The 23,744-nt window shown below is 58.0% G+C and carries 23 protein-coding genes and 3 tRNA genes; 18 read left to right on the top strand and 8 right to left on the bottom strand.

Going from position 1 to position 23,744, the window contains the following annotated elements; all coding sequences use genetic code 11:
* The first annotated feature begins 62 nt into the window (after positions 1-62).
* The 11 genes from modA to AB4P91_RS17695 all read left to right on the top strand — a co-directional run bounded on the left by modA (position 63) and on the right by AB4P91_RS17695 (position 9,073).
* Positions 63-830 (top strand): molybdate ABC transporter substrate-binding protein, encoded by a 768-nt coding sequence (gene modA, locus AB4P91_RS17745; protein ID WP_395603325.1) that lies wholly within the window; start codon positions 63-65, stop codon positions 828-830.
* Positions 831-1,511, top strand: coding sequence for a molybdate ABC transporter permease subunit (gene modB / locus AB4P91_RS17740; RefSeq protein ID WP_150592003.1), 681 nt, complete (start codon positions 831-833; stop codon positions 1,509-1,511).
* A gap of 3 nt (positions 1,512-1,514) precedes the next feature.
* Complete coding sequence (gene modC, locus AB4P91_RS17735; protein ID WP_395603324.1) at positions 1,515-2,594, top strand: molybdenum ABC transporter ATP-binding protein; 1,080 nt, start codon at positions 1,515-1,517, stop codon at positions 2,592-2,594.
* A gap of 72 nt (positions 2,595-2,666) precedes the next feature.
* Positions 2,667-3,704, top strand: coding sequence for a DNA topoisomerase IB (locus AB4P91_RS17730; RefSeq protein ID WP_150597808.1), 1,038 nt, complete (start codon positions 2,667-2,669; stop codon positions 3,702-3,704).
* A gap of 145 nt (positions 3,705-3,849) precedes the next feature.
* Entirely contained in the window at positions 3,850-5,487 is a 1,638-nt protein-coding gene (locus tag AB4P91_RS17725; RefSeq protein ID WP_395603323.1) for an ATP-binding cassette domain-containing protein, read from the top strand.
* A 71-nt stretch (positions 5,488-5,558) separates the two neighbouring features.
* On the top strand, positions 5,559-5,789 hold the full coding sequence (locus tag AB4P91_RS17720; protein WP_042562104.1) for a hypothetical protein: 231 nt from the start codon (positions 5,559-5,561) through the stop codon (positions 5,787-5,789).
* A 121-nt stretch (positions 5,790-5,910) separates the two neighbouring features.
* Positions 5,911-6,141, top strand: a complete 231-nt coding sequence (locus tag AB4P91_RS17715; protein WP_150592007.1) for a hypothetical protein — start codon at positions 5,911-5,913, stop codon at positions 6,139-6,141.
* A gap of 721 nt (positions 6,142-6,862) precedes the next feature.
* Positions 6,863-7,420, top strand: a complete 558-nt coding sequence (gene folE / locus AB4P91_RS17710; protein WP_150592009.1) for a GTP cyclohydrolase I FolE — start codon at positions 6,863-6,865, stop codon at positions 7,418-7,420.
* An 83-nt stretch (positions 7,421-7,503) separates the two neighbouring features.
* Positions 7,504-8,046: a DUF3833 domain-containing protein gene (locus tag AB4P91_RS17705; RefSeq protein WP_395603322.1), complete on the top strand. Its 543-nt coding sequence runs from the start codon at positions 7,504-7,506 to the stop codon at positions 8,044-8,046.
* Complete coding sequence (locus AB4P91_RS17700; RefSeq protein WP_150597805.1) at positions 8,043-8,753, top strand: SDR family oxidoreductase; 711 nt, start codon at positions 8,043-8,045, stop codon at positions 8,751-8,753. The genes AB4P91_RS17705 and AB4P91_RS17700 overlap by 4 nt, the downstream gene beginning before the upstream one ends.
* 14 nt (positions 8,754-8,767) lie before the next feature.
* The gene (locus AB4P91_RS17695) at positions 8,768-9,073 is read left to right on the top strand and encodes a DUF6482 family protein (RefSeq protein ID WP_150592012.1); all 306 of its coding nucleotides are present in this window, start codon (positions 8,768-8,770) and stop codon (positions 9,071-9,073) included.
* 312 nt (positions 9,074-9,385) lie between these two features.
* Here the strand turns inward: AB4P91_RS17695 and AB4P91_RS17690 are convergent.
* The 7 genes from AB4P91_RS17690 to AB4P91_RS17660 all read right to left on the bottom strand — a co-directional run bounded on the left by AB4P91_RS17690 (position 9,386) and on the right by AB4P91_RS17660 (position 13,553).
* Positions 9,386-9,472 (bottom strand) — tRNA-Leu (locus AB4P91_RS17690).
* 195 nt (positions 9,473-9,667) lie between these two features.
* Positions 9,668-9,741, bottom strand: a tRNA-Cys gene (locus tag AB4P91_RS17685).
* 45 nt (positions 9,742-9,786) lie between these two features.
* Positions 9,787-9,862 (bottom strand) — tRNA-Gly (locus tag AB4P91_RS17680).
* 60 nt (positions 9,863-9,922) lie between these two features.
* The gene (gene pgsA / locus AB4P91_RS17675; protein ID WP_150592577.1) at positions 9,923-10,483 is read right to left on the bottom strand and encodes a CDP-diacylglycerol--glycerol-3-phosphate 3-phosphatidyltransferase; all 561 of its coding nucleotides are present in this window, start codon (positions 10,481-10,483) and stop codon (positions 9,923-9,925) included.
* 32 nt (positions 10,484-10,515) lie between these two features.
* A complete protein-coding gene (gene uvrC / locus AB4P91_RS17670; protein WP_395603321.1) occupies positions 10,516-12,339 on the bottom strand; it encodes an excinuclease ABC subunit UvrC in 1,824 nt (607 codons plus the stop codon).
* A 1-nt stretch (position 12,340) separates the two neighbouring features.
* A complete protein-coding gene (gene uvrY / locus AB4P91_RS17665) occupies positions 12,341-12,982 on the bottom strand; it encodes a UvrY/SirA/GacA family response regulator transcription factor (protein ID WP_016984198.1) in 642 nt (213 codons plus the stop codon).
* Between the two features lie 127 nt (positions 12,983-13,109).
* Positions 13,110-13,553 carry a GNAT family N-acetyltransferase gene (locus AB4P91_RS17660; protein ID WP_395604974.1) on the bottom strand — a complete coding sequence of 148 codons (444 nt, stop codon included), beginning with the start codon at positions 13,551-13,553 and terminating at the stop codon, positions 13,110-13,112.
* A 639-nt stretch (positions 13,554-14,192) separates the two neighbouring features.
* Here AB4P91_RS17660 and AB4P91_RS17655 point away from each other — a divergent pair.
* Positions 14,193-15,269: a 3-deoxy-7-phosphoheptulonate synthase gene (locus AB4P91_RS17655; RefSeq protein WP_150592039.1), complete on the top strand. Its 1,077-nt coding sequence runs from the start codon at positions 14,193-14,195 to the stop codon at positions 15,267-15,269.
* 55 nt (positions 15,270-15,324) lie between these two features.
* Here AB4P91_RS17655 and AB4P91_RS17650 read toward each other — a convergent pair whose 3' ends face one another.
* Positions 15,325-16,404 (bottom strand): hypothetical protein, encoded by a 1,080-nt coding sequence (locus AB4P91_RS17650; RefSeq protein ID WP_395603320.1) that lies wholly within the window; start codon positions 16,402-16,404, stop codon positions 15,325-15,327.
* A 336-nt stretch (positions 16,405-16,740) separates the two neighbouring features.
* On the opposite strand from AB4P91_RS17650, the gene AB4P91_RS17645 reads away from it, so the two are divergent.
* The 6 genes from AB4P91_RS17645 (at position 16,741) to AB4P91_RS17620 (ending at position 23,657) form a co-directional block, all read left to right on the top strand.
* Positions 16,741-17,610, top strand: a complete 870-nt coding sequence (locus AB4P91_RS17645; RefSeq protein WP_395603319.1) for an esterase/lipase family protein — start codon at positions 16,741-16,743, stop codon at positions 17,608-17,610.
* A 96-nt stretch (positions 17,611-17,706) separates the two neighbouring features.
* The gene (locus tag AB4P91_RS17640) at positions 17,707-17,988 is read left to right on the top strand and encodes a peptidylprolyl isomerase (protein WP_003445034.1); all 282 of its coding nucleotides are present in this window, start codon (positions 17,707-17,709) and stop codon (positions 17,986-17,988) included.
* A gap of 133 nt (positions 17,989-18,121) precedes the next feature.
* Complete coding sequence (locus AB4P91_RS17635; protein ID WP_395603318.1) at positions 18,122-19,990, top strand: extracellular solute-binding protein; 1,869 nt, start codon at positions 18,122-18,124, stop codon at positions 19,988-19,990.
* Positions 19,990-21,051, top strand: coding sequence for a microcin C ABC transporter permease YejB (locus AB4P91_RS17630; protein ID WP_150592043.1), 1,062 nt, complete (start codon positions 19,990-19,992; stop codon positions 21,049-21,051). The genes AB4P91_RS17635 and AB4P91_RS17630 overlap by 1 nt, the downstream gene beginning before the upstream one ends.
* Positions 21,051-22,073 carry an ABC transporter permease gene (locus tag AB4P91_RS17625; RefSeq protein ID WP_150592044.1) on the top strand — a complete coding sequence of 341 codons (1,023 nt, stop codon included), beginning with the start codon at positions 21,051-21,053 and terminating at the stop codon, positions 22,071-22,073. The genes AB4P91_RS17630 and AB4P91_RS17625 overlap by 1 nt, the downstream gene beginning before the upstream one ends.
* Positions 22,074-22,082: 9 nt before the next feature.
* The gene (locus tag AB4P91_RS17620; protein WP_395603317.1) at positions 22,083-23,657 is read left to right on the top strand and encodes an ABC transporter ATP-binding protein; all 1,575 of its coding nucleotides are present in this window, start codon (positions 22,083-22,085) and stop codon (positions 23,655-23,657) included.
* Positions 23,658-23,744 lie beyond the last annotated feature (87 nt).

Here is a 23,744-nt window from a genome sequence, read left to right as displayed (position 1 = left end):
GCAACGGCGCAGTCCACCTCGAGTAAAACTGCCCTGTGCACCGCCCACATCGGAGCTGCTACATGACCATTCGCGCCTCACGTTTTGCCCCAGTCTGTCTCACCGCACTGCTTACAGTATTCGCCACCGGTGCTGCTCAGGCCGATGAAGTGCAGGTTGCTGTTGCTGCGAATTTCACCGCACCGATCCAGGCCATCGCTGCCGATTTCGAGAAAGACACCGGTCACAAACTGGTCGCAGCCTATGGCGCCACCGGCCAGTTCTACACTCAGATCAAGAACGGCGCGCCGTTCGAAGTGTTCCTCTCGGCGGACGACACCACGCCGGAAAAACTGGAAAAAGAAGGCGATACCGTCAAGGGCTCGCGCTTCACTTACGCCGTTGGCACCCTGGCGCTGTGGTCGGCGAAGGACGGTTATGTCGATACCAACGGTGAGGTTCTGAAGAAAAACCAGTACCAGCACCTGTCCATCGCCAATCCGAAAGCCGCGCCATACGGCCTGGCAGCCACGCAAGTGCTTGAAAAACTGAAACTGACCGAAGCGACCAAAGCCAAGATTGTCGAAGGCCAGAACATCACCCAGGCCTACCAGTTCGTTTCGACTGGCAACGCCGAACTCGGCTTCGTCGCGCTGTCGCAGATCTATAAGGAAGGCAAAGTCACCAGCGGTTCGGCGTGGATCGTACCGGCCAGCCTGCATGATCCGATCAAACAGGACGCGGTGATCCTCAGCAAAGGCAAGGACAACGCCGCCGCCAAGGCACTGGTTGAATACCTCAAGGGCCCGAAAGCCGCTGCGGTGATCAAGTCTTACGGCTACCAACTCTAAATGTCGCTGACGAGTGCCGATTTTGCGGCGATCTGGCTGACCCTCAAACTGGCGTCCCTGACCACCGCGATCCTTTTGATTATCGGCACGCCGATTGCCCTGTGGTTGTCGCGTACCCGCTCATGGTTACGCGGCCCGGTCGGGGCGATCGTCGCCCTGCCCCTCGTGCTGCCGCCGACCGTCATCGGTTTTTATCTGTTGCTGATGATGGGGCCACACGGTTTTCTCGGCCAGTTCACCCAATGGCTGGGGCTCGGCACGCTGACGTTCAGTTTCACCGGGCTGGTGATTGGTTCCGTAATCTATTCCATGCCGTTCGTGGTGCAACCGTTGCAAAACGCGTTTTCGGCAATCGGTACCCGCCCGCTGGAAGTGGCCGCAACGTTGCGCGCCAATCCGTGGGACACCTTTTTCAGCGTGATCCTGCCGCTGGCCCGCCCCGGCTTCATCACGGCGGCCATCCTCGGTTTCGCTCATACCGTCGGTGAGTTCGGCGTCGTGCTGATGATTGGCGGCAATATCCCCGACAAGACCCGCGTGGTCTCGGTGCAAATCTACGATCACGTTGAAGCGATGGAATACGCACAGGCCCACTGGCTGGCAGGCGCGATGCTGGTGTTTTCGTTTGTGGTGTTGCTTGCGCTGTACTCAAGCCGCAAGACCCGCGCGGGCTGGAGCTGATCGATGATTGATGCACGTTTGAAAATGGCCTATTCAGGCTTCAGCCTGGATGTCGATCTGCACTTGCCGGGCCGCGGCGTCAGTGCGCTGTTCGGCCACTCCGGGTCGGGAAAAACCACGTGCCTGCGCTGTATCGCCGGGCTTGAACGCGCAGAGCAAGGCTTTATTCGGGTCAACGACGAGATGTGGCAGGACAGCGACAACGGTGTTTTCGTCCCGCCGCACAAACGCGCGGTGGGTTATGTGTTTCAAGAGGCCAGCCTGTTTGCGCATCTGTCAGTGTTGGCCAACCTTGAGTTCGGTCTCAAACGTATTGCCAAGTCCCAGCGCCGGGTCGACATGACGCACGCCACTGAATTGCTCGGCATCGGTCATTTGCTTGAGCGTCATCCGCAGCACCTCTCGGGTGGCGAGCGTCAGCGTGTCGGCATCGCCCGTGCGCTGCTGACCAGTCCAAAACTGCTGCTGATGGACGAGCCACTCGCCGCACTCGACAGTCAGCGCAAAAACGAAATCCTGCCCTACCTGCAGCGCCTGCATGATGAGCTGGATATTCCGCTGTTGTACGTCAGCCATGCGCAGGACGAGGTCGCGCGCCTGGCCGATCATCTGGTGCTGCTCAGCGACGGCAAGGCCCTGGCCAGCGGGCCGATTGGTGAAACTCTGGCCCGTCTGGACTTGCCGATGGCCATGGGCGATGACGCCGGCGTGATCATCGAAGGCCAGGTCTGTGCCTACGACGCGGATTATCAGCTACTGAGCCTGCAATTGCCGGCCACCGAAATGAGCATCCGCGTAACGCATGCGCCAATGGCGGTGGGCCAGACCTTGCGTTGCAAGGTACATGCGCGCGACATCAGCCTGACCCTGCAAAACAGCGAATCCAGCAGCATCCTCAATCGCCTGCCAGTCACCGTCATCAGTGAGCTGGCCGCGGACAATGCTGCGCATGTGTTGATTCGTCTCGACGCGGGCGGCACGCCGTTGCTGGCGCGCATTACAAGGTTCTCCCGCGATCAATTGGGCGTGCGTCCTGGCCTGCAATTGTGGGCGCAAATAAAGGCAGTCGCGGTGCTCGCGTAAATCATTCGGCACGACGGCTTCGGCGTGCGGTCAATGGTTTTAACGACCACCGCGCCACCGAAGGAAGCCGCCATGCCCGACACCGAGCTGACCGATGCACTGCCATCCGACCTGCATTACGTCGATGACACACAGCCCGGCATTACCCGCAAAAAACTGCGCGGCAAGTTCAGTTACTTCGAACCGTCAGGCCAACGCATTACCGATGCGGATGAAATCAAACGCATCAATGCCCTCGCCGTTCCGCCGGCCTACACCGACGTGTGGATCTGCCCGGACCCCAGCGGTCATCTTCAAGCCACCGGCCGCGATGCCCGGGGCCGCAAGCAATACCGTTATCACGTGAGATGGCGTGAAGTGCGTGATGCCGACAAGTATTCGCGGCTGCGCGAGTTCGGCCAGGCATTGCCGAAGTTACGCAAACAACTGGAAGCGCTATTGGCTGCACCCGGTTTCAGTCGCGACAAGGTCATGGCCACGGTGATCACGTTGCTCGACGCCACGCTGATTAGAGTCGGCAATACGCAATACGCGCGGGATAATCGCTCCTATGGTCTGACTACCCTGCGCAGCCGGCATGTCGAGGTCAACGGCAGTGCGATCCTGTTCCAGTTTCGGGGCAAGAGCGGTATCGAACACCAGATCACCGTGAAGGATCGACGCCTGGCGCGGGTCATCAAACGCTGCCTGGAAATCCCCGGGCAGAACCTGTTTCAGTATCTGGATGAACACGGCGAACGGCACACCGTCAGCTCTTCCGACGTCAACACCTACCTCAAAACCCTGACCGGCGCAGACTTCACCGCCAAGGACTACCGCACCTGGGCCGGCAGTGCCTTGGCCTTGTCTGTATTGCGCGAGCTTAAACATGAATCAGAAACCGAAGCTAAACGGCATGTGGTGGACATGGTCAAAGGCGTCGCCAAACAGCTGGGGAACACGCCTGCAGTGTGCCGTAAGTGCTACATCCACCCGGCCGTGGTAGAAAATTTCATGCTAGGCGCGCTTGCCGAACTGCCGCGCCCTCGCGTACGCAAGGGGCTGCGCACTGAAGAAGTGGCGCTGGCGATGTTTCTCGAACGCATGAGCGAGATGACCGTCGCCCCTTGATCGACTCGGCACCGTCCTTTAGGCTAGCCACCTTTGCCTCCTCAGGATGATCGCAAACGTGAACAACCCGGCCTTCTAAAAATGTAATCGCGACTTGCCGCTTATTAGCGCTTGTCAGTTTTCACGACATTTTCTGGAGGTGCCGATGACTCACGTCTCGCGTACGCCTGCACTCGTCTCCCTCAATCAAATGGGCTTTCAATTCGCCAATGGCGAGACGATTTTCAATGACCTCAATCTCAACTTCGATCATCTGCCGACCGCTATCGTGGGTCGTAATGGCGTCGGCAAAAGCGTGCTCGCGCGGCTGATAGCCGGACAATTGCAGCCTGTTACCGGCAATGTGGTGCGTCCGGTTTCGGTGAGCTACGTCGCGCAAAACTTCGTCGCAATCTGCGGGCAGACAGTGGCCGACGCAACAGGCACGGCGCCGGGGCTCGCAGCGCTCGAGCGGCTGGCGAGGGGTTGCGCCAGTAGCGAGGATTTCGACCTCATCGGCGAACGCTGGGATTTACCGGAACGCTTGCGTCAGCGACTGGATGAAGCCGGACTGCCCGACATCGTTGCCACCGACCTCACTCAAACGCTCAGCGGTGGCCAACAAGCCAGAATTGCCCTGATCGGCGCGCTGCTGACCCCCGGGCAATTGTTGGTGCTGGATGAGCCGACCAACCACCTCGACAACGCGGGTCGGCAATGGCTGATGAACGCACTGCAAGCATGGCGCGGTGGCCTGATTGTCGTCAGTCACGACCGCCAGTTGCTGGAACAGATGCGTCGAATTGTCGAACTCACGCCATTGGGGGCGACTGTCTTCAGGGGTCGTTATTCTGAATTCACTGAACAACGGCGGATCCATCAAGCCGCGGCGCAGGCACAGCTTGATCAGGCCCGAGTCGAACGCCAGCGCCAGCGTGCGCGACTGCAACGCGAGCACGACACAACCCAGCGGCACGCCGCCAGCAGCCGGCGCAATGCACAGACCGCCAACGTGGCCGGCTTCGAACGGGCGGCGATGAAAGCGGCTGCGCGGGACATCATGGGCCACGTGCGACTCGGCCAGCAGTCACGCAAAACCGATCTGGATACCGGGGTACGTGACGCTTTCGCGAAGGTCGTGCCTGACGAGGCTGTCTTGATCAATCTGCCGGGCAGTCTCGTGCCGAGCACACGCCGGATCTGCACGTTGATCGACGCTCGTTTGCCCTGGCTACCGGCTGATGCACCATCGTCGCGGCTGAACCTCGACATCCACGGGCCGATGCGCATTGCGGTCAGTGGTCCGAATGGCTGTGGCAAATCGACGTTGTTGAATCTGCTAAGCGGTGAACGGCAGCCACTGTCCGGCGCCTGCATCACCCATGTGCCGTTGGCTTTCCTCGATCAACAACTGACGTTGCTGGATGATCGTATGTCTATCGTTGAACAGCTGAAGGAGCAACAATCACAGATGAGCGAAGGCACGTTGCGCAGTTACCTGGCGCACCTGCAACTCAACGCGCAGCGCGTCACCCTGCCCTGCGCTTCACTCAGTGGCGGTGAACGCCTGAAAGCCGCGCTTGCTCTGGCGTTATGGCGTCAGACACCCGCCCAACTACTGTTGCTCGATGAGCCGACCAATCACCTGGATCTGACTTCGGTAGAAGCTTTCGAACAAGCCTTGCGGACGTTTCCCGGAGCGATTGTGGCGGTTTCCCACGACCAGGCGTTTCTACGGGCGTTAAACCCAACCCATGAACTGCAGTGGCACGCCGAAGGATGGCGTCTGCAACCGACGAGTTGACCTGGCTGTTTTTTGCACAATTGCTTAAGGCTTCTATAGTTGATGTGACACGAATCAACTGCGGTGACGCCATGGAAGACATTTTCATCGTGAAGCGTTGCAACAAAATCATCATTCACGGGCGACGCGCCACTGATAGCCAGCATGATCCGGCAGAAGCCAAAAGCTGGTTTCGCATCTGCGATAGCCGCACTGGCGGTTTCATTGGCGATGGCTACGACGTGGAAGAGGACGCTCGAGACGAATGCAAGCGTCTCAACGCAGCCAGTTCAACCACACCGGCCCGACAGTTATCAAGCTGATGCCGATCAGCAGCGGGTCTATACTGAAACCAGCTGAAGGAGCAGCGCCCCATCGGCAGAAAGCTCGCAACTCGCGGGCTTTTTGCTGCTGTTCAGCGGTTTCAACGTACGGAGGTGTTTCATGTCCGAAAAAGAGTCCATCACCACCCTCCTCACCCTGCTCGACGCCCGGCAGGCGCGCCTCGCGGCGGCTTGCAAAGAGATAGCCGACTGGGTCGATCACCAGGGCGGGCACCCGACAGCCCTGCGCATCCGTGATCGCCTGAATGACATCGACAAAGATACTCCGCTGATCCGCAACTCACTGTCGGCACTCAAGCCTATTGATCGGCCACTGCCTCGATTCAGATGACAGTGGGTTTTACGCGGTAATCATCTGAGCCCTGACAGCGGTGGCACGCGCGTCACCGAAATCCTGGCTGGGCGTTTTTTATCTGGATTGTGAATGGGCGTGGTTCTTTTCACATAACCATCACATCTGCTGGCCTACAGTAGAGTTACTCCTTTAGAAACACCCCTCTCACCCGCCCGCATGCGGGTGTTTTTTTTCCTGCCGAAAACCTCCCCCGCACGAAACAAGCGAGAAAAGACCAGCGCAATGCGGCCCGCCGCACCGCGCGAAAAGCAAAAACCTCACACGGCCCAACCAACTGGCGCGCCGAATGGCTTGAACGGCTGACGACGATGGCCGGACTTCAGCCCTTGCCCCGTGGCTTTAGCGAACAGGCCTTTGTTTAGGACAGTATAAAAAGGGCCGATCCACTCGGCCCTTTTTCGCGTCTCTTGTGCGTCATCCATCGCCTCTCATTCAACGGGTCGAAGATCAAAGAGATGCACCCTTCACTCGTGCGTCAAACGCATTGCCATCGCCTGACGCACCCTACTGGGGTGTTTCCCATCCCTGGCTGGTTCTGAGATGTGAGGTTTTCGCAGCTGCACAAAAAGATTGCCGAGTCGTTGTCAGATGATTCTTTTCGGCCTATCTTGAATAAACCTATACAAAGACATTGTTCGCGTACAACTCTTTAGCGATGGGTTGACCTTCACGCACAGCAACGCCGCGAGACACTTGAATGAACCCACTCCTAGCCAGTCATTATCGTGAAATTCTTGTCGGCGTCGGTGAAAACCCCGAGCGCGAGGGTTTGTTAGATACGCCCAAGCGTGCCGCCAAAGCGATGCAGTATCTGTGCAATGGCTACACGTTGAGCCTGGAAGACGTCACCAACGGTGCCTTGTTCGAGTCGCAGAGCGATGAAATGGTGATCGTCAGCGACATTGAGCTTTATTCCCTGTGTGAACACCACATGCTGCCCTTTATCGGTAAGGCGCATGTGGCGTATATCCCCACCGGCAGGGTGCTGGGGCTATCAAAGGTCGCGCGAGTGGTTGATATGTTCGCGCGTCGCCTGCAGATCCAAGAAAACCTTACCCGACAGATTGCTGAAGCCATCCAGCAGATCACCGATGCCGCCGGTGTGGCGGTGGTCATTGAAGCCAGGCACATGTGCATGATGATGCGCGGCGTCGAGAAGCAGAATTCAATCATGACTTCTTCCGTGATGCTGGGCGCCTTCCGTGAGAGTTCGACGACGCGGCAGGAATTTCTGCAGCTCATCAGACGGCCATAAACCTATACAGCGCCTTCGCACTGTACAAGCAAATAGCTCGAAACTTCACCCTCATCCACCTGTGTACTTCAGGGAGTATGGCAATGACACGATTTCTGCTGTTAGTGGCAATGGCACTCAGCGTCGCAAGCTGCGGCAGTGTGGATGTCGCCCGTTATGCGGATCAGCAACCGGCATTGAATCTGGAGCATTTTTTCAGTCAGCCCGTCAAAGCCTGGGGGATGTTTCAGAAGCGCAGCGGTGAAGTTGTCAAGCGCTTCGAGGTCAACATCGTCAGCCGCCGCGAGGGCAACAACCTGATTCTCGACGAGCGCTTCCAATACAGCGACGGCACACGCCAGCGCCGCGTCTGGACCCTCACGCCCGAGGGCCAAGGGCGCTGGAGCGGTCGCGCGGATGATGTGGTGGGTGTCGCCCAGGGCCAAGTCGCTGGAAACACGTTGCACTGGCGTTATCGCCTGAACCTGCCGGTCGACGGCTCGACCTACGAAATGAGCATGGACGACTGGATGTTCCTGATGGACGAGGACACGTTGATCAACCGCACCACTATGTCCAAGTTCGGGGTAGAGGTCGGCCAAGTGACGCTATTCTTCCGTCGCCAAAGCCCCGGAGCGAGCCAATGAATCGCGTATTGACCATGGCTTCGCTCGGCGACGGTTATCGCGCGTTGGTGATCGGCGCCAGTGGAACCCTCGGCACGGCTTTTTGCGAACAGCTTGAACAGGATCCGCGCTGTGCCGGGGTTCGCGCGCTGGGGCGTCATACCGTCCCCGAGCTGGACCTTGAGCGACCCGAAACCATTGCCAGCGCCGCCACCGAGCTGGCAGCCGAAGCACCGTATCAATTGATCGTACACGCGGCCGGCCTGCTCCATCGCGACGGGATCAAGCCGGAAAAAAGCCTCAGTGCGATCGAGCTGGAGGCGCTTCAGACCGTGTTTCAAGTGAACGCGCTGGGGCCGGCAATGGTGCTGCGCCACTTTCTGCCGCTGCTCGATCCAATGGGGGCGATGGCGATGCTTTCGGCAAAGGTCGGGAGCATTGGCGACAACCGTTTGGGCGGCTGGTACGCCTATCGCGCCTCCAAGGCTGCGCTGAACATGCTGATCAAAACCGCCGCCATCGAACTGGCGCGCACTCGCCCGCAGAGCCGCTTGCTCAGTCTACACCCAGGCACGGTTATCTCGGGGTTGTCGCAACCTTTCCGCGGAGCCTCCAGTGCCCGGCCGGCAGACGTTGCCGCGGCCCAATTACTGACCTTGATAGACCAATTGACGCCGGCCGACAGCGGCCATTTCTTTGCTTACGATGGAGAACGCCTGCCCTGGTAGGCAAGGAGTGAAACATGAACCTGAAAACCCTCACCGAACATGCGGCCAACAGCGAAATACGCGAGCTGGAGCTGCTGTCACTCGAAGGTGGTTTTTATCTGGCACGGATCCGCCTGGACCACGGCCAGTTCACCCTGCTTGATGATGCGACCAAACCGATGCACCTGCGTTCGATCACCCACCTGCGCGACTTGCTGCAGACCGTCCCTGCATTTCCTTGCGTGCTGGTGCAGCAATGCGTGCACGACGAAATGTGCGGCCGGGATACAGGGCCTGTCGAAGAGCTGCGCATTCCGTTTTCGCTTACCGCGCCATTATGAACCGGACAGCGCCGGGCTCCACTGAATCAACGTTACCCGCCGGTTGCGCCTGGATTCTGTAAGCAGAATTTCAAATGCGGGATCCGAGCAAAAGCGGCAGCTGGCGAAGAGGAGCCAACAGAGAGCATTCACGAAGCTCGAGACCAGTCAGGGCCTATCTCTGTCGGGATGACAGAACAGGGTATCCGGACGCGTAAGGGCATGCAGGTAGCCCCTACTAAGTGACAGAAGGACAGGAAGTGCGGATGATTTTTGACTGCGGAAAAAACTAAGGGCCTGCATGAGGTATCTCATGCAAGCCCTTGATATAGATGGTGCCCGAAGCCGGAATCGAACCGGCACGCCCTTACGAGCGGGGGATTTTAAGTCCCATGCGTCTACCAGTTTCGCCATTCGGGCGGTAGCGCTGTGTTGCTGTTTCCAGCGGCATGCTCTCAATGCTGACAGCACGCAGGCTTCAGCAGCCGAGCGGGAAATATATACATCACTTCCCGGTGAAGCAAGTTCGCAATGAACGTTTTCAAGACTAAATCTTGCAACGCACCGCAAATAAAAAAGCTCCGTAAATCATGGATCTACGGAGCTTGTTTATAGTGGAGGCCGAGGTCGGAATCGAACCGGCGTAGGTGGATTTGCAATCCACTGCATAACCATTTTGCTACTCGGCCTCAAAGCATCTGCTGTCAGTAGCACAACAACAGACACGTACAAATTGGAGCGGGAAACGAGACTCGAACTCGCGACCCCGACCTTGGCAAGGTCGTGCTCTACCAACTGAGCTATTCCCGCTTGGTGATGCGCATTCTATAGAATTAAGAAGCTCCGTCAACCCCTTGATTCAAAAAAGTTTTATTTCTTTTCTACATCGGTCTTCAGATGTGGCCAAGCGGCGCGCAGGTATTGAACCATCGACCACAAAGTCAGGCCTGCCGACACCAGGAGCAAGGCGTAACCCAAGATAACCCAGAAATTGAAATCCTTCGGATGAGCCAACAGAATCACCAGCGCGAGCATCTGCGCTGCAGTTTTCCATTTGCCGAGATTCGATACAGCCACGTGCGCACGCGCACCGAGTTCGGCCATCCATTCACGCAGTGCCGAAACGACGATCTCGCGACCGATAATCACCGCCGCGGGCAGCGTGAGCCAGAGGTTGCCGTGCTCTTGAACCAGCAGCACCAGCGCAACGGCGACCATGAGTTTATCAGCGACCGGATCAAGGAACGCTCCGAACGGAGTGCTTTGCTCCAGGCGACGCGCAAGATAACCATCCAGCCAGTCCGTTGCTGCCGCAAAGGCAAACACCGAGGCAGAGGCCATGTAGCTCCACTGATATGGCAGATAGAACAGCAAAATGAAGATCGGGATGAGCAGGACGCGTAGAACGGTAATCAGATTAGGGATATTCATCGGCACAACTGGCTACGAGGTGAAGGGGCATTCTACTCGCTATGCAGGTTCGCATAAATCGACTCTGCGAGCTTTTTACTGATCCCCGGGGCTTTCGCTATCTCTTCGATGCTTGCACGAGTCAGCTCTTGCAATCCACCAAAATGTTTCAACAAGTCGCGACGTCGAGTCGGCCCTACTCCAGCAACGCCTTCCAGCGTTGACGTACGGCGGGTTTTGCCCCGACGTGCTCGGTGCCCTGTAATTGCAAAGCGGTGCGCCTCATCGCGAATCTGCTGAATCAGGTGCAGTGCCGGCGAGTCACCGCGCAAGGTGAATTCATGCGCAGCATCATTCAGATACAACGTTTCGAAACCCGCCTTGCGCGTTGTCCCCTTGGCGACACCAAGCAGGATCAAATCCGGCACGGCCAATTCATTGAGCACGTCACGGGCCATCGATAGCTGACCCTTGCCACCGTCGACCAGCAGAATATCCGGCAACTTGCCCTCGCCGTCCTTGAGCTTACTGAAACGTCGCGTCAGGGCCTGGTGCATGGCGGCGTAATCATCGCCAGCCGTGACACCTTCAATGTTGTAACGGCGGTAATCCGATTTGATCGCGCCTTCCGGGCCAAAGACAACACAGGATGCAACCGTCGCCTCCCCACTGGAATGGCTGATGTCGTAACACTCCAGCCGTTGCGGTGGCTCATCCAGGTTCAGCACTTCGGCCAAGGCCTCAAATCGCGCTGCAGTGTGCTGACGATTGGCCAGACGCGCACCCAAAGCCTGCTCGGCGTTGGTAACAGCCAATTGCTGCCAACGCGCGCGAGTGCCTCGTACCCGATGACTGATGGCCAGTTCGCGACCGCGCAATTCATGGATCGCCTCAATCACCGTCGGAAAGTCTTCGTGCATCACGTTGACGATCAGCTCGCTGGGCAGGTCGCGCTCCGGGCTGCTGATGAAGTAATGACCGAGAAACGCCGCCATGACCTCAGAAACGTCTTCATCAATTCCGACCTGCGGGAAGAAGTTCTTGCTGCCCAGCACGCGTCCGCCACGGACGCTGATCAAATGCACGCAGGCGCCCCCCGGGTTGACGAAAGCTGCGATGACATCGATATCGCCCGTGCCACCCTCCATGCTTTGTTGATCCTGCACACGGCGCAGCAGGGCAATCTGATCACGCAACTCGGCAGCGCGCTCGAATTCGAGGTTGATCGCCGCCTCTTCCATCGCGGTGGACAGCTCGTTGGTCAGCGCATGACTGCGCCCTTCGAGAAACATCACCGAATGACGGACGTCGTCAGCATAAACCTCAGGCTCGACCAGCCCGACGCAAGGTGCCTTGCAACGCTTGATCTGATATTGCAGGCACGGGCGAGTGCGGTTCTTGTAGTAACTGTCTTCACACTGGCGGACGAAGAACGTTTTCTGCAGCAGGCTCAGACTTTCACGGATGGCGCCAGCACTTGGATAAGGCCCGAAATATTTGCCCTTGGCCTTTTTTGCCCCACGATGAATGCTCAAACGCGGGAATTGGCCGTCGGACAAAAATACATAGGGATAGGATTTGTCGTCGCGCAACAGAATGTTGTACGGCGGCCGCCATTCCTTGATCAGCGTCTGCTCTAATAGCAGCGCCTCGGTTTCATTGGCGGTGATGGTCGTTTCGACCTGAGCAATGCGCCCAACCAGCGCAGCCGTCTTCGGCGCCAGGCCGGTTTTGCGAAAGTAACTGGCCAGTCGCTTCTTGAGGTTCTTGGCCTTGCCGACATACAACAGTCGCGCATCGCTGTCGAACATGCGGTACACGCCGGGGCGCCCGCTAACGGTCGACAGAAAGGCACTGGAATCGAATGTTTCAGTCATGTCAGAGGCTAGCATCAACCATGCCGTGACGAACCGCCAAAAGTGTCAACTCGACGTCGCTGCTGATCGAAAGCTTCTCGAAAATACGGTAGCGATAGGTGTTCACGGTTTTCGGTGAAAGGCACAACTTGTCGGAAATGATCTGAACCTTCTGACAGCCAACAATCATCAGTGCGATCTGGATTTCGCGCTCGGACAAGGCATCGAAAGGTGAGTCATTGGACGGCTGGAAGGACTTGATCGCCAATTGCTGGGCAATCTGCGGGCTGATATAGCGCTGCCCGGCAAAGACCAGGCGAATGGCCTGTACCATTTCCGGTAATCCGGCGCCCTTGGTCAGATATCCCGCAGCACCAGCCTGCAGCAACCGTGTAGGAAAAGGATCCTCTTCACACACCGTAACCGCGACCACCTTGATGTCCGGATGACTGCGCAGCAGTTTGCGCGTGGCCTCCAGTCCGCCGATGCCAGGCATCTTGACGTCCATCAGGACCACATCGGGTTTCAACTCTCGGGCCTTGATCAGGGATTCTTCCCCGGACTCGGCTTGGCCAACCACCTGCAAGCCATCAATATCGGCCAGCATCCGGGTAATGCCCGTACGAACGAGATCATGGTCATCGACCACCAGCACCCTAATCAAGCAGACACCTCGCGATATGGTCATATTGGGATGCCGGACACCTTAGCAAAAAGTGCCCGGCAGACCTAGCGGCAAGCGTCATTTAAAAAGTTTCAAACGATCATTGAGGGCTTGCCGGCCGTGGGTTTCAGAGCACAGGTGTACTGATATCGAGCTGCATTCGCAGGAAACACTCGTCCTCGCCTTGTACGTGTAGTCCTTTTCTCTCATACAATTTTTTTGCCGGATTATCTTCGAACACTGTCAGGCGTAACGCCGGGCGCCTTTCATGCCGGGCCATGCTGATAATCTGGTCGATCACCCAGGATCCTGCGCCCTGCCCCCGAAAGGCTTCAGCCATTTGCAATTCACGAATATACAGCGCCCGCACATCCCGACTTAGACTGAAAAAACCTGCCGGTACGTCATCAAGCACTATCAGCCAGTTTTCACGACCCGACCATGCCACGTCGAACGCCTCGTCCTGCCACAACAGCTCATGATGAATGTAGTAATGCAGCATGTTCTGACAGGTGAGAGCGCGGGCAAAAACCAAGTCTTCAGGTGTCGCCCGACACATACGAAATCTCATATTGCCTCCATCACCGGACTCACCCGCCCCCGCCATCTGCGGGTAAAAGTGGAGTGTGTCACAACGCATACTGCACTCAAGCAATAGGTGTTTCATTGGCGGCTTGATAGCATTTTCTGATTGCTGAGGTGTATTGGCCTCTAGTAAGCTCGGCGCATTCATCGGAGACAGACCATGTTCAACGCCCTCTCACAGCTTCACACCGCCAGCGCCCTGCGCTCGGTTGCGGCTGCCCGGGCGAATGACGTTTGCGCTCCGGTCAGCTTTTATTTTGGGTATTGGTTTAGCCACTGGCGCGCCTGATACCCACACGGCGCCCAAGCAAACGGGTCGCCTACCAGAGATTTCTCAACCCCCGGTCGGCTTCCCGACCGGGGGTTTTGTTTTTTCAGGCCACAAACTTTTCAGCCACACACCAGACACTTTGAGGATTCATCAAATGAACTACGCCACTTATTACCGTTACGACAGCTTTAGCGCCTGGCGATTTACCAGCCTCCGCTCGGGACAACCTGCCGCCTCCGATCGGTCACCTACAGGTGGCAAACCCGAACACGTAGCCAATACGGCCAATTGTCGAACACCCCAGTAGGGCCGAGCGAGCGGGAAGCACCCGCCGCCTGCCCAGGAAGACCGAATATGAACTCGTCCATTTCTGCACTGCCATTGTCCACCCATGCTTGCGCCAACGAAGCCCTGACCTTGCGTCTGCCGAGCTCGTTGCAACTCAAGCAACAATTGCCATTGAGCCATGCCTTGAGCCGGCAAGTCGCCGCCCATCGCCAAGCGGTTCGCGCGATCCTCAACGGTGAAGACCAGCGTCTGCTGGTAATTGTCGGACCTTGCTCAATCCACGACCCTCAGTCCGCCCTTGAATACGCTGGCAAGCTCGCTCGACTGGCTGAACAAGTCAGCGACGAAATGCTTCTGGTGATGCGCGCCTACGTCGAAAAACCGCGCACCACTGTCGGCTGGAAAGGTCTGGCCTACGACCCGCATCTGGATGGCAGTGATGACATGGCCGGTGGCCTGGCACTGTCCCGCGAGCTGATGCTGGAAATGATCCGGCTGGGTTTGCCGGTGGCGACCGAACTGTTGCAACCGATGGCCGCCGGCTACTTCGACGATCTGCTGAGCTGGGTTGCCATCGGTGCACGTACCACTGAATCGCAAATCCATCGCGAAATGGCCAGCGGCTTGAGCATGCCGGTGGGCTTCAAGAACGGCACCGACGGTGGTGCGACCGTTGCAGTCGACGCCATGCGTTCGGCAGCCCATCCCCATCGGCATTTCGGCGTCGACAGCCAGGGACACCCGGCCATCATTCAGACACCCGGCAACGTTGACACGCACCTGGTGTTGCGCGGAGGCCATCAGGGGCCGAATCATGATCGCGAAAGCGTGGCACGGATTCACGCCGAACTGATCCGCCTGAAGATCCCGAGCCGGATTATGGTCGACTGCAGCCACGCCAACAGTGGCAAGGATCCATTGCGCCAACCTGGCGTGTTCAACGAAGTGCTTGAACAGCGCTTGCAGGGCGATCGCTCGTTGATTGGCATGATGCTGGAGTCGCATCTGTTCGAAGGCTGTCAGCCACTCAGTGCATCGCTGCAATACGGTGTTTCGATCACCGATGGCTGCCTGGGTTTCAGCGCAACCGAGCAACTGCTACTCGACGCGGCTCAGCGCCTTGGCGCGAAAGCCAGAGGCTGATATCGAGACTTGCCCTCCGGTTTTTAAAAAAACCGGAGGGTGAAGCGCGTCGCAACTACGCCTCGACCCGCACCAGCGTAACCGCAGACGCCTGACTGACGTCGTCCAGACGCTCGACGGTGTAGGCAACAGAAACAGTCGACCCAAGATGCTCACGCCAGAAGCGCTGTGGAACGATGAAAATCAGCGGTTTGCCTGCGGTTTCCCGGGTGACTTCACGGTCATCCCGATGATTGAAATATGCACCGTCGCACTTGAGGTAGACCAGCTCACCCTCTTGCGTTTGGGCATTGCCGATCACCACAGTGACGCCATCGATCGAATCCTCCGTCAGTAGCACACCCCCCTCAGCTTCCAGTACATCAGGCGCATCCAGCTCACCGAGCAGCAACGGCGTGATGAGTATTCGCGCGGGCTCGGATTCGCGCACCACTCCACCCGCCTGCTCGATTCGGTAGCGTACCGAGACCTCGCCACCCAGATGGGCCGCGATGAATTCAGGCGGGACCCAAAATGACAGGACATCGGAGACTGCGAAGGTTTCGACCTTCAATCGATCGCTGAACGACAGCGGGGATGCCTCGCCAGACCACATCAACAGCACTTGGTCGCCTGCAGCCATGCGGGCGTATGGCTGAAGCGTGATGAGTACGCCTTCAGCGACACGCGCCGGATCCAGCGCCCCGCCACTTGCACCCTCGACATGCGGCGCAAGCAATTGCGCCCGCGTATCCCCCACAGACAATTGCAGGCGCGCAGACAATGCGGGCTCGGACAATGCTGCGCTGACGAGTGTCCAGCGGACCTCCAGCGAGCCGCCATCCAAAGCCGCGACGTGCATGCCCTTGATAACGAAAATGACGTCCTTGCCAACCTGGGCTTCGCTGACGAAGCGCACCATTTCATGCTGGTAGGCGTAGCCCTCGATATCCAGGCCGTCCCAGCTCAACAGCAGTTGATCACCACTGGCCATGCCCGGATACGGGGCGATACGGACGACAACCTTGCTTTGCGAGGGGTCGAGCACGAGGCCCTCCAGCGCATCAAGTGTCACTGCTGGCAACAATTCAACTGTCTTGCTGGCGCTGGCTGGGTGGCGCATCCGGTAGCAAAACTCGATCTCATGCGTGTTCATTCGCAATTCCATTCCTTGGACAAAACGCTGTCTTCATTGACGGCGTCGACAGCCAACATTGAACGCGTTTGCGGGTGCTCTCGCTATCAGCCCAATTCGCCGCATCCATGGCGCAAAAGCTGTAGAGCCGGTAGGCAAGTTGCGCAAATTCGAACTGCTTCCTGCAGGAGACGGCCGGAACTTCCGATTTAGGTTTCAACTGTTGCCGAAAACTCCCACGACTATTAGTCCAGATTCAACGGTCAATTGAAGCGCCTTCGTACCTCTTCAACGAGTTGTGTGTTTTAGAGTGGCCCACAGATTCCCCAATGAACTTCTGCGAAGAAAGGTAAGAACATGCAACGGAATGCTGTAACTCGTTATCCCATCCTTCTGGTACACGGCCTGTTCGGATTCGAGCGTATTGGCCATTTCGAGCTGTTTCATGACGTCAAGGAGGCGCTGAAAACTGCTGAAAACAGGGTGTTTGTTCCCCACCTCTCCGCCACCCACAATAACGAAATGAGGGGCGAGCAGTTGCTGGCGCAGATTGATCGTGTCCTGCGAGGCACAGGTGCCAGCAAAGTCAACCTCATCGGCCACAGCCAGGGCGCACTGACTGCAAGATACGCGGCGGCGCTTGCTCCGCACGCGGTCGCTTCGGTGACGTCAGTCAGTGGTCCAAACCACGGTTCCGAACTGGCTGACTTCCTGCGCAAGGCCCTGGTTCCAGGGCAATTGCCGGAACTGGTCGCGCACAATATTGCAACGCTGTTTGGCGATTTCCTTTCATTGCTCAGCGGAAGCGTCAACCTGCCGCAGAACGCACTGGCGGCGCTCAATGCACTGACTACCGAAGGGGTTGGCGCCTTCAACGACAAATTTTCACAGGGGTTGCCCAGCACTTGGGGCGGCGACGGCCCCGGGAAAGTCAATGGCGTGCACTATTACTCCTGGAGCGGAGTGCTGCCTGCAAACGGCCTGCCCAGCCTTGATCCGATTCAAGGCGTTCACCAGGCGCTGTCGCAATATTTCATAACAGAGGGACAGCAGAATGACGGTTTCGTAGGACGCTTCAGCTCCCACCTGGGGCAAGTGATCCGGTCTGACTATCCGCTGGACCACCTGAGCACCTTGCGCCGTCCTGCCAATGGGTTACCCAGTCAACTGGACCCGATTGGTCTTTACGTAGAACATGCCGCGCGCCTGAAAGCAGCGAATCTGTGATCAGATAGTCGACAATCCCACGGAACTTTGCCGAGAATTCGGCCACTGATTCCGGTAGGCTCCACACTTTACTGAAATAGATTGGAGAATTTCCCCATGGCTAAAGCCACTGCCCGCCACATCCTTGTTGCCAGCGAAGACAAGTGCAACGAACTCAAGGCCCAGATCGAAGGCGGCGCTGATTTCGCCGAAGTCGCGAAGGCCAATTCCACCTGCCCATCCAGCCGCCAAGGCGGTGATCTGGGTTCGTTCGGTCCAGGCCAGATGGTCAAGGAATTCGATACCGTGGTCTTCAGCGCGCCGATCAACGTCGTGCAAGGCCCGGTGAAGACCCAGTTCGGTTATCACCTGCTGGAAGTCACCAGCCGTCAGGACTGATCCTTCGTCTGATTGCTATACAACGGCCCGCCTTTTGGTGGGCCGTTGTGTTTCAGTTACACATACGGCTGGCGACGGACGCGCCTCTCGCGTACAACTTGCGCTTATCGATTACCCGGCTCCAAGGCTGACAATGCGACTGGTTTTCCCAACATTGATGCTCACCGCCCTCGCCCTGCTATCGGGCGCCGCTGGTGTGAACGCTGCACCGCAGCACGCGTTGACCGTGTATGGCGAACCCGCCAGATACCCCGCAGGCTTCAGTCACTTCGACTACGCCAACCCGCTGGCCCCAAAGGGCGGAACGATGCGCCGCTCGGCGCTCGAAATCGGTCACTTCGACCATATCCTTCCTTATATAGACAAAGGCATAGGCGTCAGCCAGATCGACGGCATGCTGTACTCACCGCTGGCTCAGCGTTCGATGGACGAGCCCTACACCGTCTACGGCCTGGTCGCGCAAAAAATGGAGCGCTCGGACGACGGCCTGTCGCTACGATTTTTCATCAACCCCAAGGCCCACTTCGCCGACGGTAAGCCGATCACCGCCGAAGACGTGCGTTACACCTACGATTTGTTGATGACCCAGGGCAGTTTGCGCTATCGCACGCAGTTCGCCGACGTCAAAGGCCTCGAAGTGGAAGCACCGCTGACCGTGCGCTTCGATTTCAAAAGCAATGAAAACCGTACCTTGCCCCTGGATATCGCGACCCTGCCGGTGTTTCCCGAACATTGGTGGAAGCGTCGCGATTTTGCCGGCGGTGGTGGTTATGAACCGCCACTGGGCAGCGGCCCTTATCGGGTCGGCAAGGTTGACTCGGGACGAAGTATCACGTTTGAGCGCAATCCCGATTGGTGGGGCAAGGATCTGCCGGTCAGCCGCGGCTTGTATAACTTTGACCATTTCAGCATCGAGTATTTCGGCGACACCGACGTTGCACGCCAGGTGCTGCGCGGTGGTGCCTATGACTACAACCGCGAGTTTTCGGCCACCGGCTACTCGATTGGTTATGACAGCCCTGCCCTGAGCGACGGACGTCTGCAAAAAGCCCATCTGGCCACCGAGGCGCCGCAATCGGCCCAGGGATTTGTGTTCAACCTGCAGAAACCGACGTTCCAGGATCGACGCGTGCGTCAGGCACTGGCCATGTTGTGGGATTTCGAGTGGAGCAACCGGCAGATGATGCGCAACCTGTACATCCGCCAGCAAAGTTACTTTTCCAATTCAGATCTGGCGGCGCGGGAGTTACCCGATGCACAAGAGCTGAAAATCCTTGAACCCTTGCGAGGACAGGTTCCCGACGAGGTCTTTACAACAGTCTTCGAGGCGCCGAAAACCGATGGCAGCGGCCTGATCCGCGACAAGCAATTGCAAGCCCTCGCTTTGCTTGAGCAGGCCGGCTGGAAACCTGACGGCGATCGACTGGTGAATGCCGAAGGCGAGCCGCTGAGTTTTACCTTTCTGGTCAGCCAGAACGGCATCGATCGACTGTTATTGCCCTACAAGCGCACGCTGAAACAGATCGGCATCGACCTAAACATCCGCCGCATCGACGCCTCGCAGTACGTCAACCGCTTGATGAGCCGCGACTACGACATGATCGTCACTGGCTATCCGGTCACTACGTCTCCGGGTGGCGAACTGCTCAACTATTTCGGCTCGGCGGCCTCCAACGACCCTGGTGCCAACAACTACATGGTGTTGAAAAACCCGGCAGTGGACACGTTGATCAACGGCCTGATCCGCGCCTCGACCAAACCCGACATGCTGCACTACGCCCATGCGCTGGACCGCGTGCTGCAATGGAATTACTACTGGATCCCCAACTACTACCCGCCGGGCAGTTCGACGGTCTGGTGGAACCGTTTCGGCATTCCGTCGGTTCAGGCGAGCAATGACGAAGCCATCGAGAGCTGGTGGGAAATCAGCCGCACGCCGCTGACCAATCAACAGATGACCGCCGAGAAAATCACCCGCGGCAGACCCGGAGGACCTCGCTGATGTGGGGTTACATACTGCGGCGTCTGCTGCTGATCATTCCAACACTGGTGATCATTCTGCTGGTCAATTTCGTCATCATTCAAGCCGCGCCGGGCGGCCCGGTCGAGCAGGCAATCGCGCACTTGCAGGGCATTGGCGGAACGAATGTCGGCGGCGGTTCGGGCGAGACCATGAGCGGTACATCACGCGCCAGCCGTGGTCTCGACCCGCAACTGATCAAGGACATCGAAAAACAGTACGGTTTCGACAAACCGGCCCATGAACGCCTGTGGCTGATGCTGAAGAACTACGCGCAACTGGACTTCGGTAAAAGCTTCTTTCGTGGCGCGACGGTCACTGACCTGATCCTGGAAAAAATGCCGGTGACCGTCTCGCTCGGGTTGTGGGCCACGCTGATCACTTACCTGGTGTCGATTCCGCTGGGCATCCGCAAGGCCGTGCATCATGGCAGCCATTTCGATATCTGGAGCAGCACGGCAATCATTATTGGCTACGCGATGCCGGCGTTTCTGTTTGCGATGTTCCTGATCGTGGTGTTTGCCGGCGGTACCTCGCTGAACTGGTTTCCGGTGCGTGGCCTGGTCTCGGACAACTTCGAATCGTTGTCGACCCTTGGCAAGATCGCCGACTACTTCTGGCATCTGGTGTTGCCGGTCACCGCGCTGGTGATCGGTGGATTCGCGACATTGACGATTCTTACCAAGAACTCGTTCCTCAACGAAATCACCCGCCAATACGTGGTCACGGCGCGGGCCAAAGGCTTGAGCGAGCGTCGTGTGCTGTATGGCCACGTGTTCCGCAATGCGATGTTGCTGGTGGTGTCGGGCATTCCTCAAGCCTTTATCAGTGTGTTCTTCGCCGGTTCCCTGCTGATCGAAGTGATCTTCTCCCTCGACGGCCTCGGCCGCATGAGCTACGAAGCGGCGGTTTCACGGGACTATCCGGTCGTGTTCGGCTCGCTGTTCATCTTTACCCTGTTTGGTTTGCTGATAAAACTGATTGGCGACCTGTGCTACACCCTCGTCGATCCGCGCATCGACTTCGCCGCGAGGAACGCCTGATGTTCAAGCTCTCGCCCCTGGGTCGTCGTCGCTTCGAGCGTTTCAAGAAAAACCGCCGGGGCTGGTGGTCGTTGTGGTTGTTCATCGGACTGTTCGTCGTGACGTTAGGCGGTGAACTGATCGCCAACGACAAACCGCTGATGGTCAGCTATCAGGACCAGTGGTACTTCCCGGTATTCAAACGGCACACCGAACAGGAGTTCGGCGGGCAGCTACCCTTCCAGGCCGATTACCGCAGCGACTACGTGCAGAACCTGATCCGCAAGGACGGTGGCTGGCTGCTGTTTCCGCCCATCCCGTTCAGTGACGACACACCCAATTACGACCTCAACAAACCGGCGCCCAGCCCACCCACGGCAGTCAACTGGCTCGGCACCGATGACCAGTCGCGGGATGTATTGGCGCGGGTAATCTTCGGCGCAAGGGTGTCGATTCTGTTTGCCCTGATGCTGACGTTTGTCAGCGCCGTGATTGGCATCGCTGCCGGCGCCTTACAGGGCTATTACGGCGGCTGGGTCGATCTGCTCGGGCAACGTTTGCTAGAGGTGTGGTCCGGGTTGCCGGTGCTCTATCTGCTGATCATCCTCTCCGGTTTCGTCGAACCCAATTTCTGGTGGCTGCTGGGGATCATGGCGCTGTTTTCATGGCTGGCATTGGTAGACGTGGTGCGTGCCGAGTTCCTGCGCGGACGCAATCTTGAATACGTCAAAGCCGCGCGCGCCCTGGGTTTGACTGACCGCAAAGTGATTGTCCGGCACATCCTGCCCAACGCCATGAATGCGACATTGAGCTACCTGCCGTTCATTCTGACCGGAGCGATTTCCACCCTCACCGCACTGGACTTCCTGGGTTTCGGCATGCCGGCCGGCAGTGCCTCGCTGGGCGAGCTGATCGGTCAGGGCAAACAGAACTTGCAGGCACCGTGGCTCGGACTGACGGCGTTTTTCACGCTGGCGCTGATCCTTTCCTTATTAGTGTTCATCGGCGAAGCGTTACGTGACGCATTTGACCCTCGATCCTGAAGCGTGGCCATGACTGACAACCTGATTGAAATCCGTAATCTGAACGTCGCCTTCCAGGGTCAGACCGTGGTGCGCGATTTGTGCCTGGATATCCGCCCCGGTGAATGCCTGGCACTGGTCGGCGAGTCCGGCTCGGGCAAATCGGTCACAGCGCATTCGATCCTGCAATTGCTCCCCGTAAGCGACGCGCACACCAGCGGCAGCATTCGCTATCGCGGGCAGGAACTGGTCGGCGCCGATCCGAAGGTCCTGCGTGAACTGCGCGGCAATCGCATCGCAATGATCTTTCAGGAGCCGATGACCTCGCTCAATCCGCTGCACACCATCGAAAAGCAGATCGGCGAGACGCTGTTGCTGCACCGCGGCCTCGGTGGCAAAGAGGCGCAAAAACGCATCCTCGAGCTGCTCGGCCTGGTGGGCATCCAGAAACCCAAAGAGCGGCTCAAGGCCTATCCGCATCAGTTGTCCGGCGGCCAACGTCAACGGGTGATGATTGCCATGGCGCTGGCCTGCGAACCGGAGTTGCTGATCGCCGATGAGCCAACCACTGCCCTTGATGTGACCGTGCAGCGCAAGATCCTGCTGCTGCTCAAATCCCTGCAACAGCGGTTGGGCATGTCGCTGCTGCTGATTAGCCACGACCTCAATCTGGTGCGCAGCATCGCCCAGCGCGTCTGCGTGATGAAGGCCGGCGAGATTGTCGAGCAGGCGCCCTGCGAAACGCTGTTCACCGAGCCGAAGCATCCTTACAGCTGCGTGCTGCTCAACGCCGAGCCAGAGGGCGAAGCATTGCCCCGGGATGAGCGCGAAAACGTCCTGGAGGTCGATGATCTGCGGGTGGAATTCGTCGTCGGTGGCGGGCTGTTTCAGCGCAAACAGTCCCTGCGCGCAGTGGACGGCATCAGCCTGAACATTCAACGCGGCAAGACCTTGGGCATTGTTGGCGAATCCGGTTCGGGCAAGTCGACGCTGGGTCAGGCAATTCTGCGTTTGCTCGATTCGCAAGGCAGCATTCGTTTTCAAGGCACAGCGCTCGATGGCCTTAATCAGAAACAACTGCGACCGTGGCGCCGGCAGATGCAGGTGGTGTTTCAGGACCCTTTCGGCAGCCTCAGTCCGCGAATGTCGGTGGCGCAGATCATCAGCGAGGGCCTGGAAGTGCATTGCGAATCCACCGCCGACGAATGCGATGAACAAGTGATCCGCGTACTCAAGGAAGTCGGGCTCGACCCGGACAGCCGTCATCGCTATCCCCACGAGTTTTCCGGTGGTCAGCGCCAACGCATCGCCATTGCCCGGGCGCTGGTACTGAAACCGGCGCTGATTTTGCTCGATGAACCGACCTCGGCACTGGATCGCACGGTGCAGAAACAAGTGGTCGCCCTGCTCCGTGATCTGCAGGAAAAACATGGTCTGACTTATCTGTTTATCAGCCATGACCTGGCGGTGGTACGCGCTCTGGCCCACGACATGATCGTGATCAAGGACGGTAAAGTGGTCGAGCGTGGCGCCAGCCATGATGTGTTTGATTCGCCGCAGCATCCGTATACCAAAGAGCTGTTGGCGGCGGCGCATCCGGGGTAGGCATAATTGGCGCCCGGTTTGAAACCGCGTCGCGGCATTCGCGAGCAAGTTCGCTCCCACAGATGAAATGCATGCTCCTGTGGGAGC

Origin of the sequence: Pseudomonas sp. B21128 (assembly GCF_044218865.1) — a bacterium.
GTDB classification, from domain to species: domain Bacteria; phylum Pseudomonadota; class Gammaproteobacteria; order Pseudomonadales; family Pseudomonadaceae; genus Aquipseudomonas; species Aquipseudomonas iridis.
The sequence above is the reverse complement of the archived record's forward strand: the minus strand, read 5'-3'. Positions and strand labels throughout refer to the sequence as shown.

Excerpts from the sequence above, each read along its gene's own strand:
- modA (WP_395603325.1), top strand. The coding sequence starts at position 63 with ATGACCATTCGCGCCTCACGTTTTGCCCCAGTCTGTCTCACCGCACTG.
- modB (WP_150592003.1), top strand. The coding sequence starts at position 831 with ATGTCGCTGACGAGTGCCGATTTTGCGGCGATCTGGCTGACCCTCAAA.
- modC (WP_395603324.1), top strand. The coding sequence starts at position 1,515 with ATGATTGATGCACGTTTGAAAATGGCCTATTCAGGCTTCAGCCTGGAT.
- AB4P91_RS17730 (WP_150597808.1), top strand. The coding sequence starts at position 2,667 with ATGCCCGACACCGAGCTGACCGATGCACTGCCATCCGACCTGCATTAC.
- AB4P91_RS17725 (WP_395603323.1), top strand. The coding sequence starts at position 3,850 with ATGACTCACGTCTCGCGTACGCCTGCACTCGTCTCCCTCAATCAAATG.
- AB4P91_RS17720 (WP_042562104.1), top strand. The coding sequence starts at position 5,559 with ATGGAAGACATTTTCATCGTGAAGCGTTGCAACAAAATCATCATTCAC.
- AB4P91_RS17715 (WP_150592007.1), top strand. The coding sequence starts at position 5,911 with ATGTCCGAAAAAGAGTCCATCACCACCCTCCTCACCCTGCTCGACGCC.
- folE (WP_150592009.1), top strand. The coding sequence starts at position 6,863 with ATGAACCCACTCCTAGCCAGTCATTATCGTGAAATTCTTGTCGGCGTC.
- AB4P91_RS17705 (WP_395603322.1), top strand. The coding sequence starts at position 7,504 with ATGACACGATTTCTGCTGTTAGTGGCAATGGCACTCAGCGTCGCAAGC.
- AB4P91_RS17700 (WP_150597805.1), top strand. The coding sequence starts at position 8,043 with ATGAATCGCGTATTGACCATGGCTTCGCTCGGCGACGGTTATCGCGCG.
- AB4P91_RS17695 (WP_150592012.1), top strand. The coding sequence starts at position 8,768 with ATGAACCTGAAAACCCTCACCGAACATGCGGCCAACAGCGAAATACGC.
- pgsA (WP_150592577.1), bottom strand. The coding sequence starts at position 10,483 with ATGAATATCCCTAATCTGATTACCGTTCTACGCGTCCTGCTCATCCCG.
- uvrC (WP_395603321.1), bottom strand. The coding sequence starts at position 12,339 with ATGACTGAAACATTCGATTCCAGTGCCTTTCTGTCGACCGTTAGCGGG.
- AB4P91_RS17660 (WP_395604974.1), bottom strand. The coding sequence starts at position 13,553 with ATGAGATTTCGTATGTGTCGGGCGACACCTGAAGACTTGGTTTTTGCC.
- AB4P91_RS17655 (WP_150592039.1), top strand. The coding sequence starts at position 14,193 with ATGAACTCGTCCATTTCTGCACTGCCATTGTCCACCCATGCTTGCGCC.
- AB4P91_RS17650 (WP_395603320.1), bottom strand. The coding sequence starts at position 16,404 with ATGAACACGCATGAGATCGAGTTTTGCTACCGGATGCGCCACCCAGCC.
- AB4P91_RS17645 (WP_395603319.1), top strand. The coding sequence starts at position 16,741 with ATGCAACGGAATGCTGTAACTCGTTATCCCATCCTTCTGGTACACGGC.
- AB4P91_RS17640 (WP_003445034.1), top strand. The coding sequence starts at position 17,707 with ATGGCTAAAGCCACTGCCCGCCACATCCTTGTTGCCAGCGAAGACAAG.
- AB4P91_RS17635 (WP_395603318.1), top strand. The coding sequence starts at position 18,122 with ATGCGACTGGTTTTCCCAACATTGATGCTCACCGCCCTCGCCCTGCTA.
- AB4P91_RS17630 (WP_150592043.1), top strand. The coding sequence starts at position 19,990 with ATGTGGGGTTACATACTGCGGCGTCTGCTGCTGATCATTCCAACACTG.
- AB4P91_RS17625 (WP_150592044.1), top strand. The coding sequence starts at position 21,051 with ATGTTCAAGCTCTCGCCCCTGGGTCGTCGTCGCTTCGAGCGTTTCAAG.
- AB4P91_RS17620 (WP_395603317.1), top strand. The coding sequence starts at position 22,083 with ATGACTGACAACCTGATTGAAATCCGTAATCTGAACGTCGCCTTCCAG.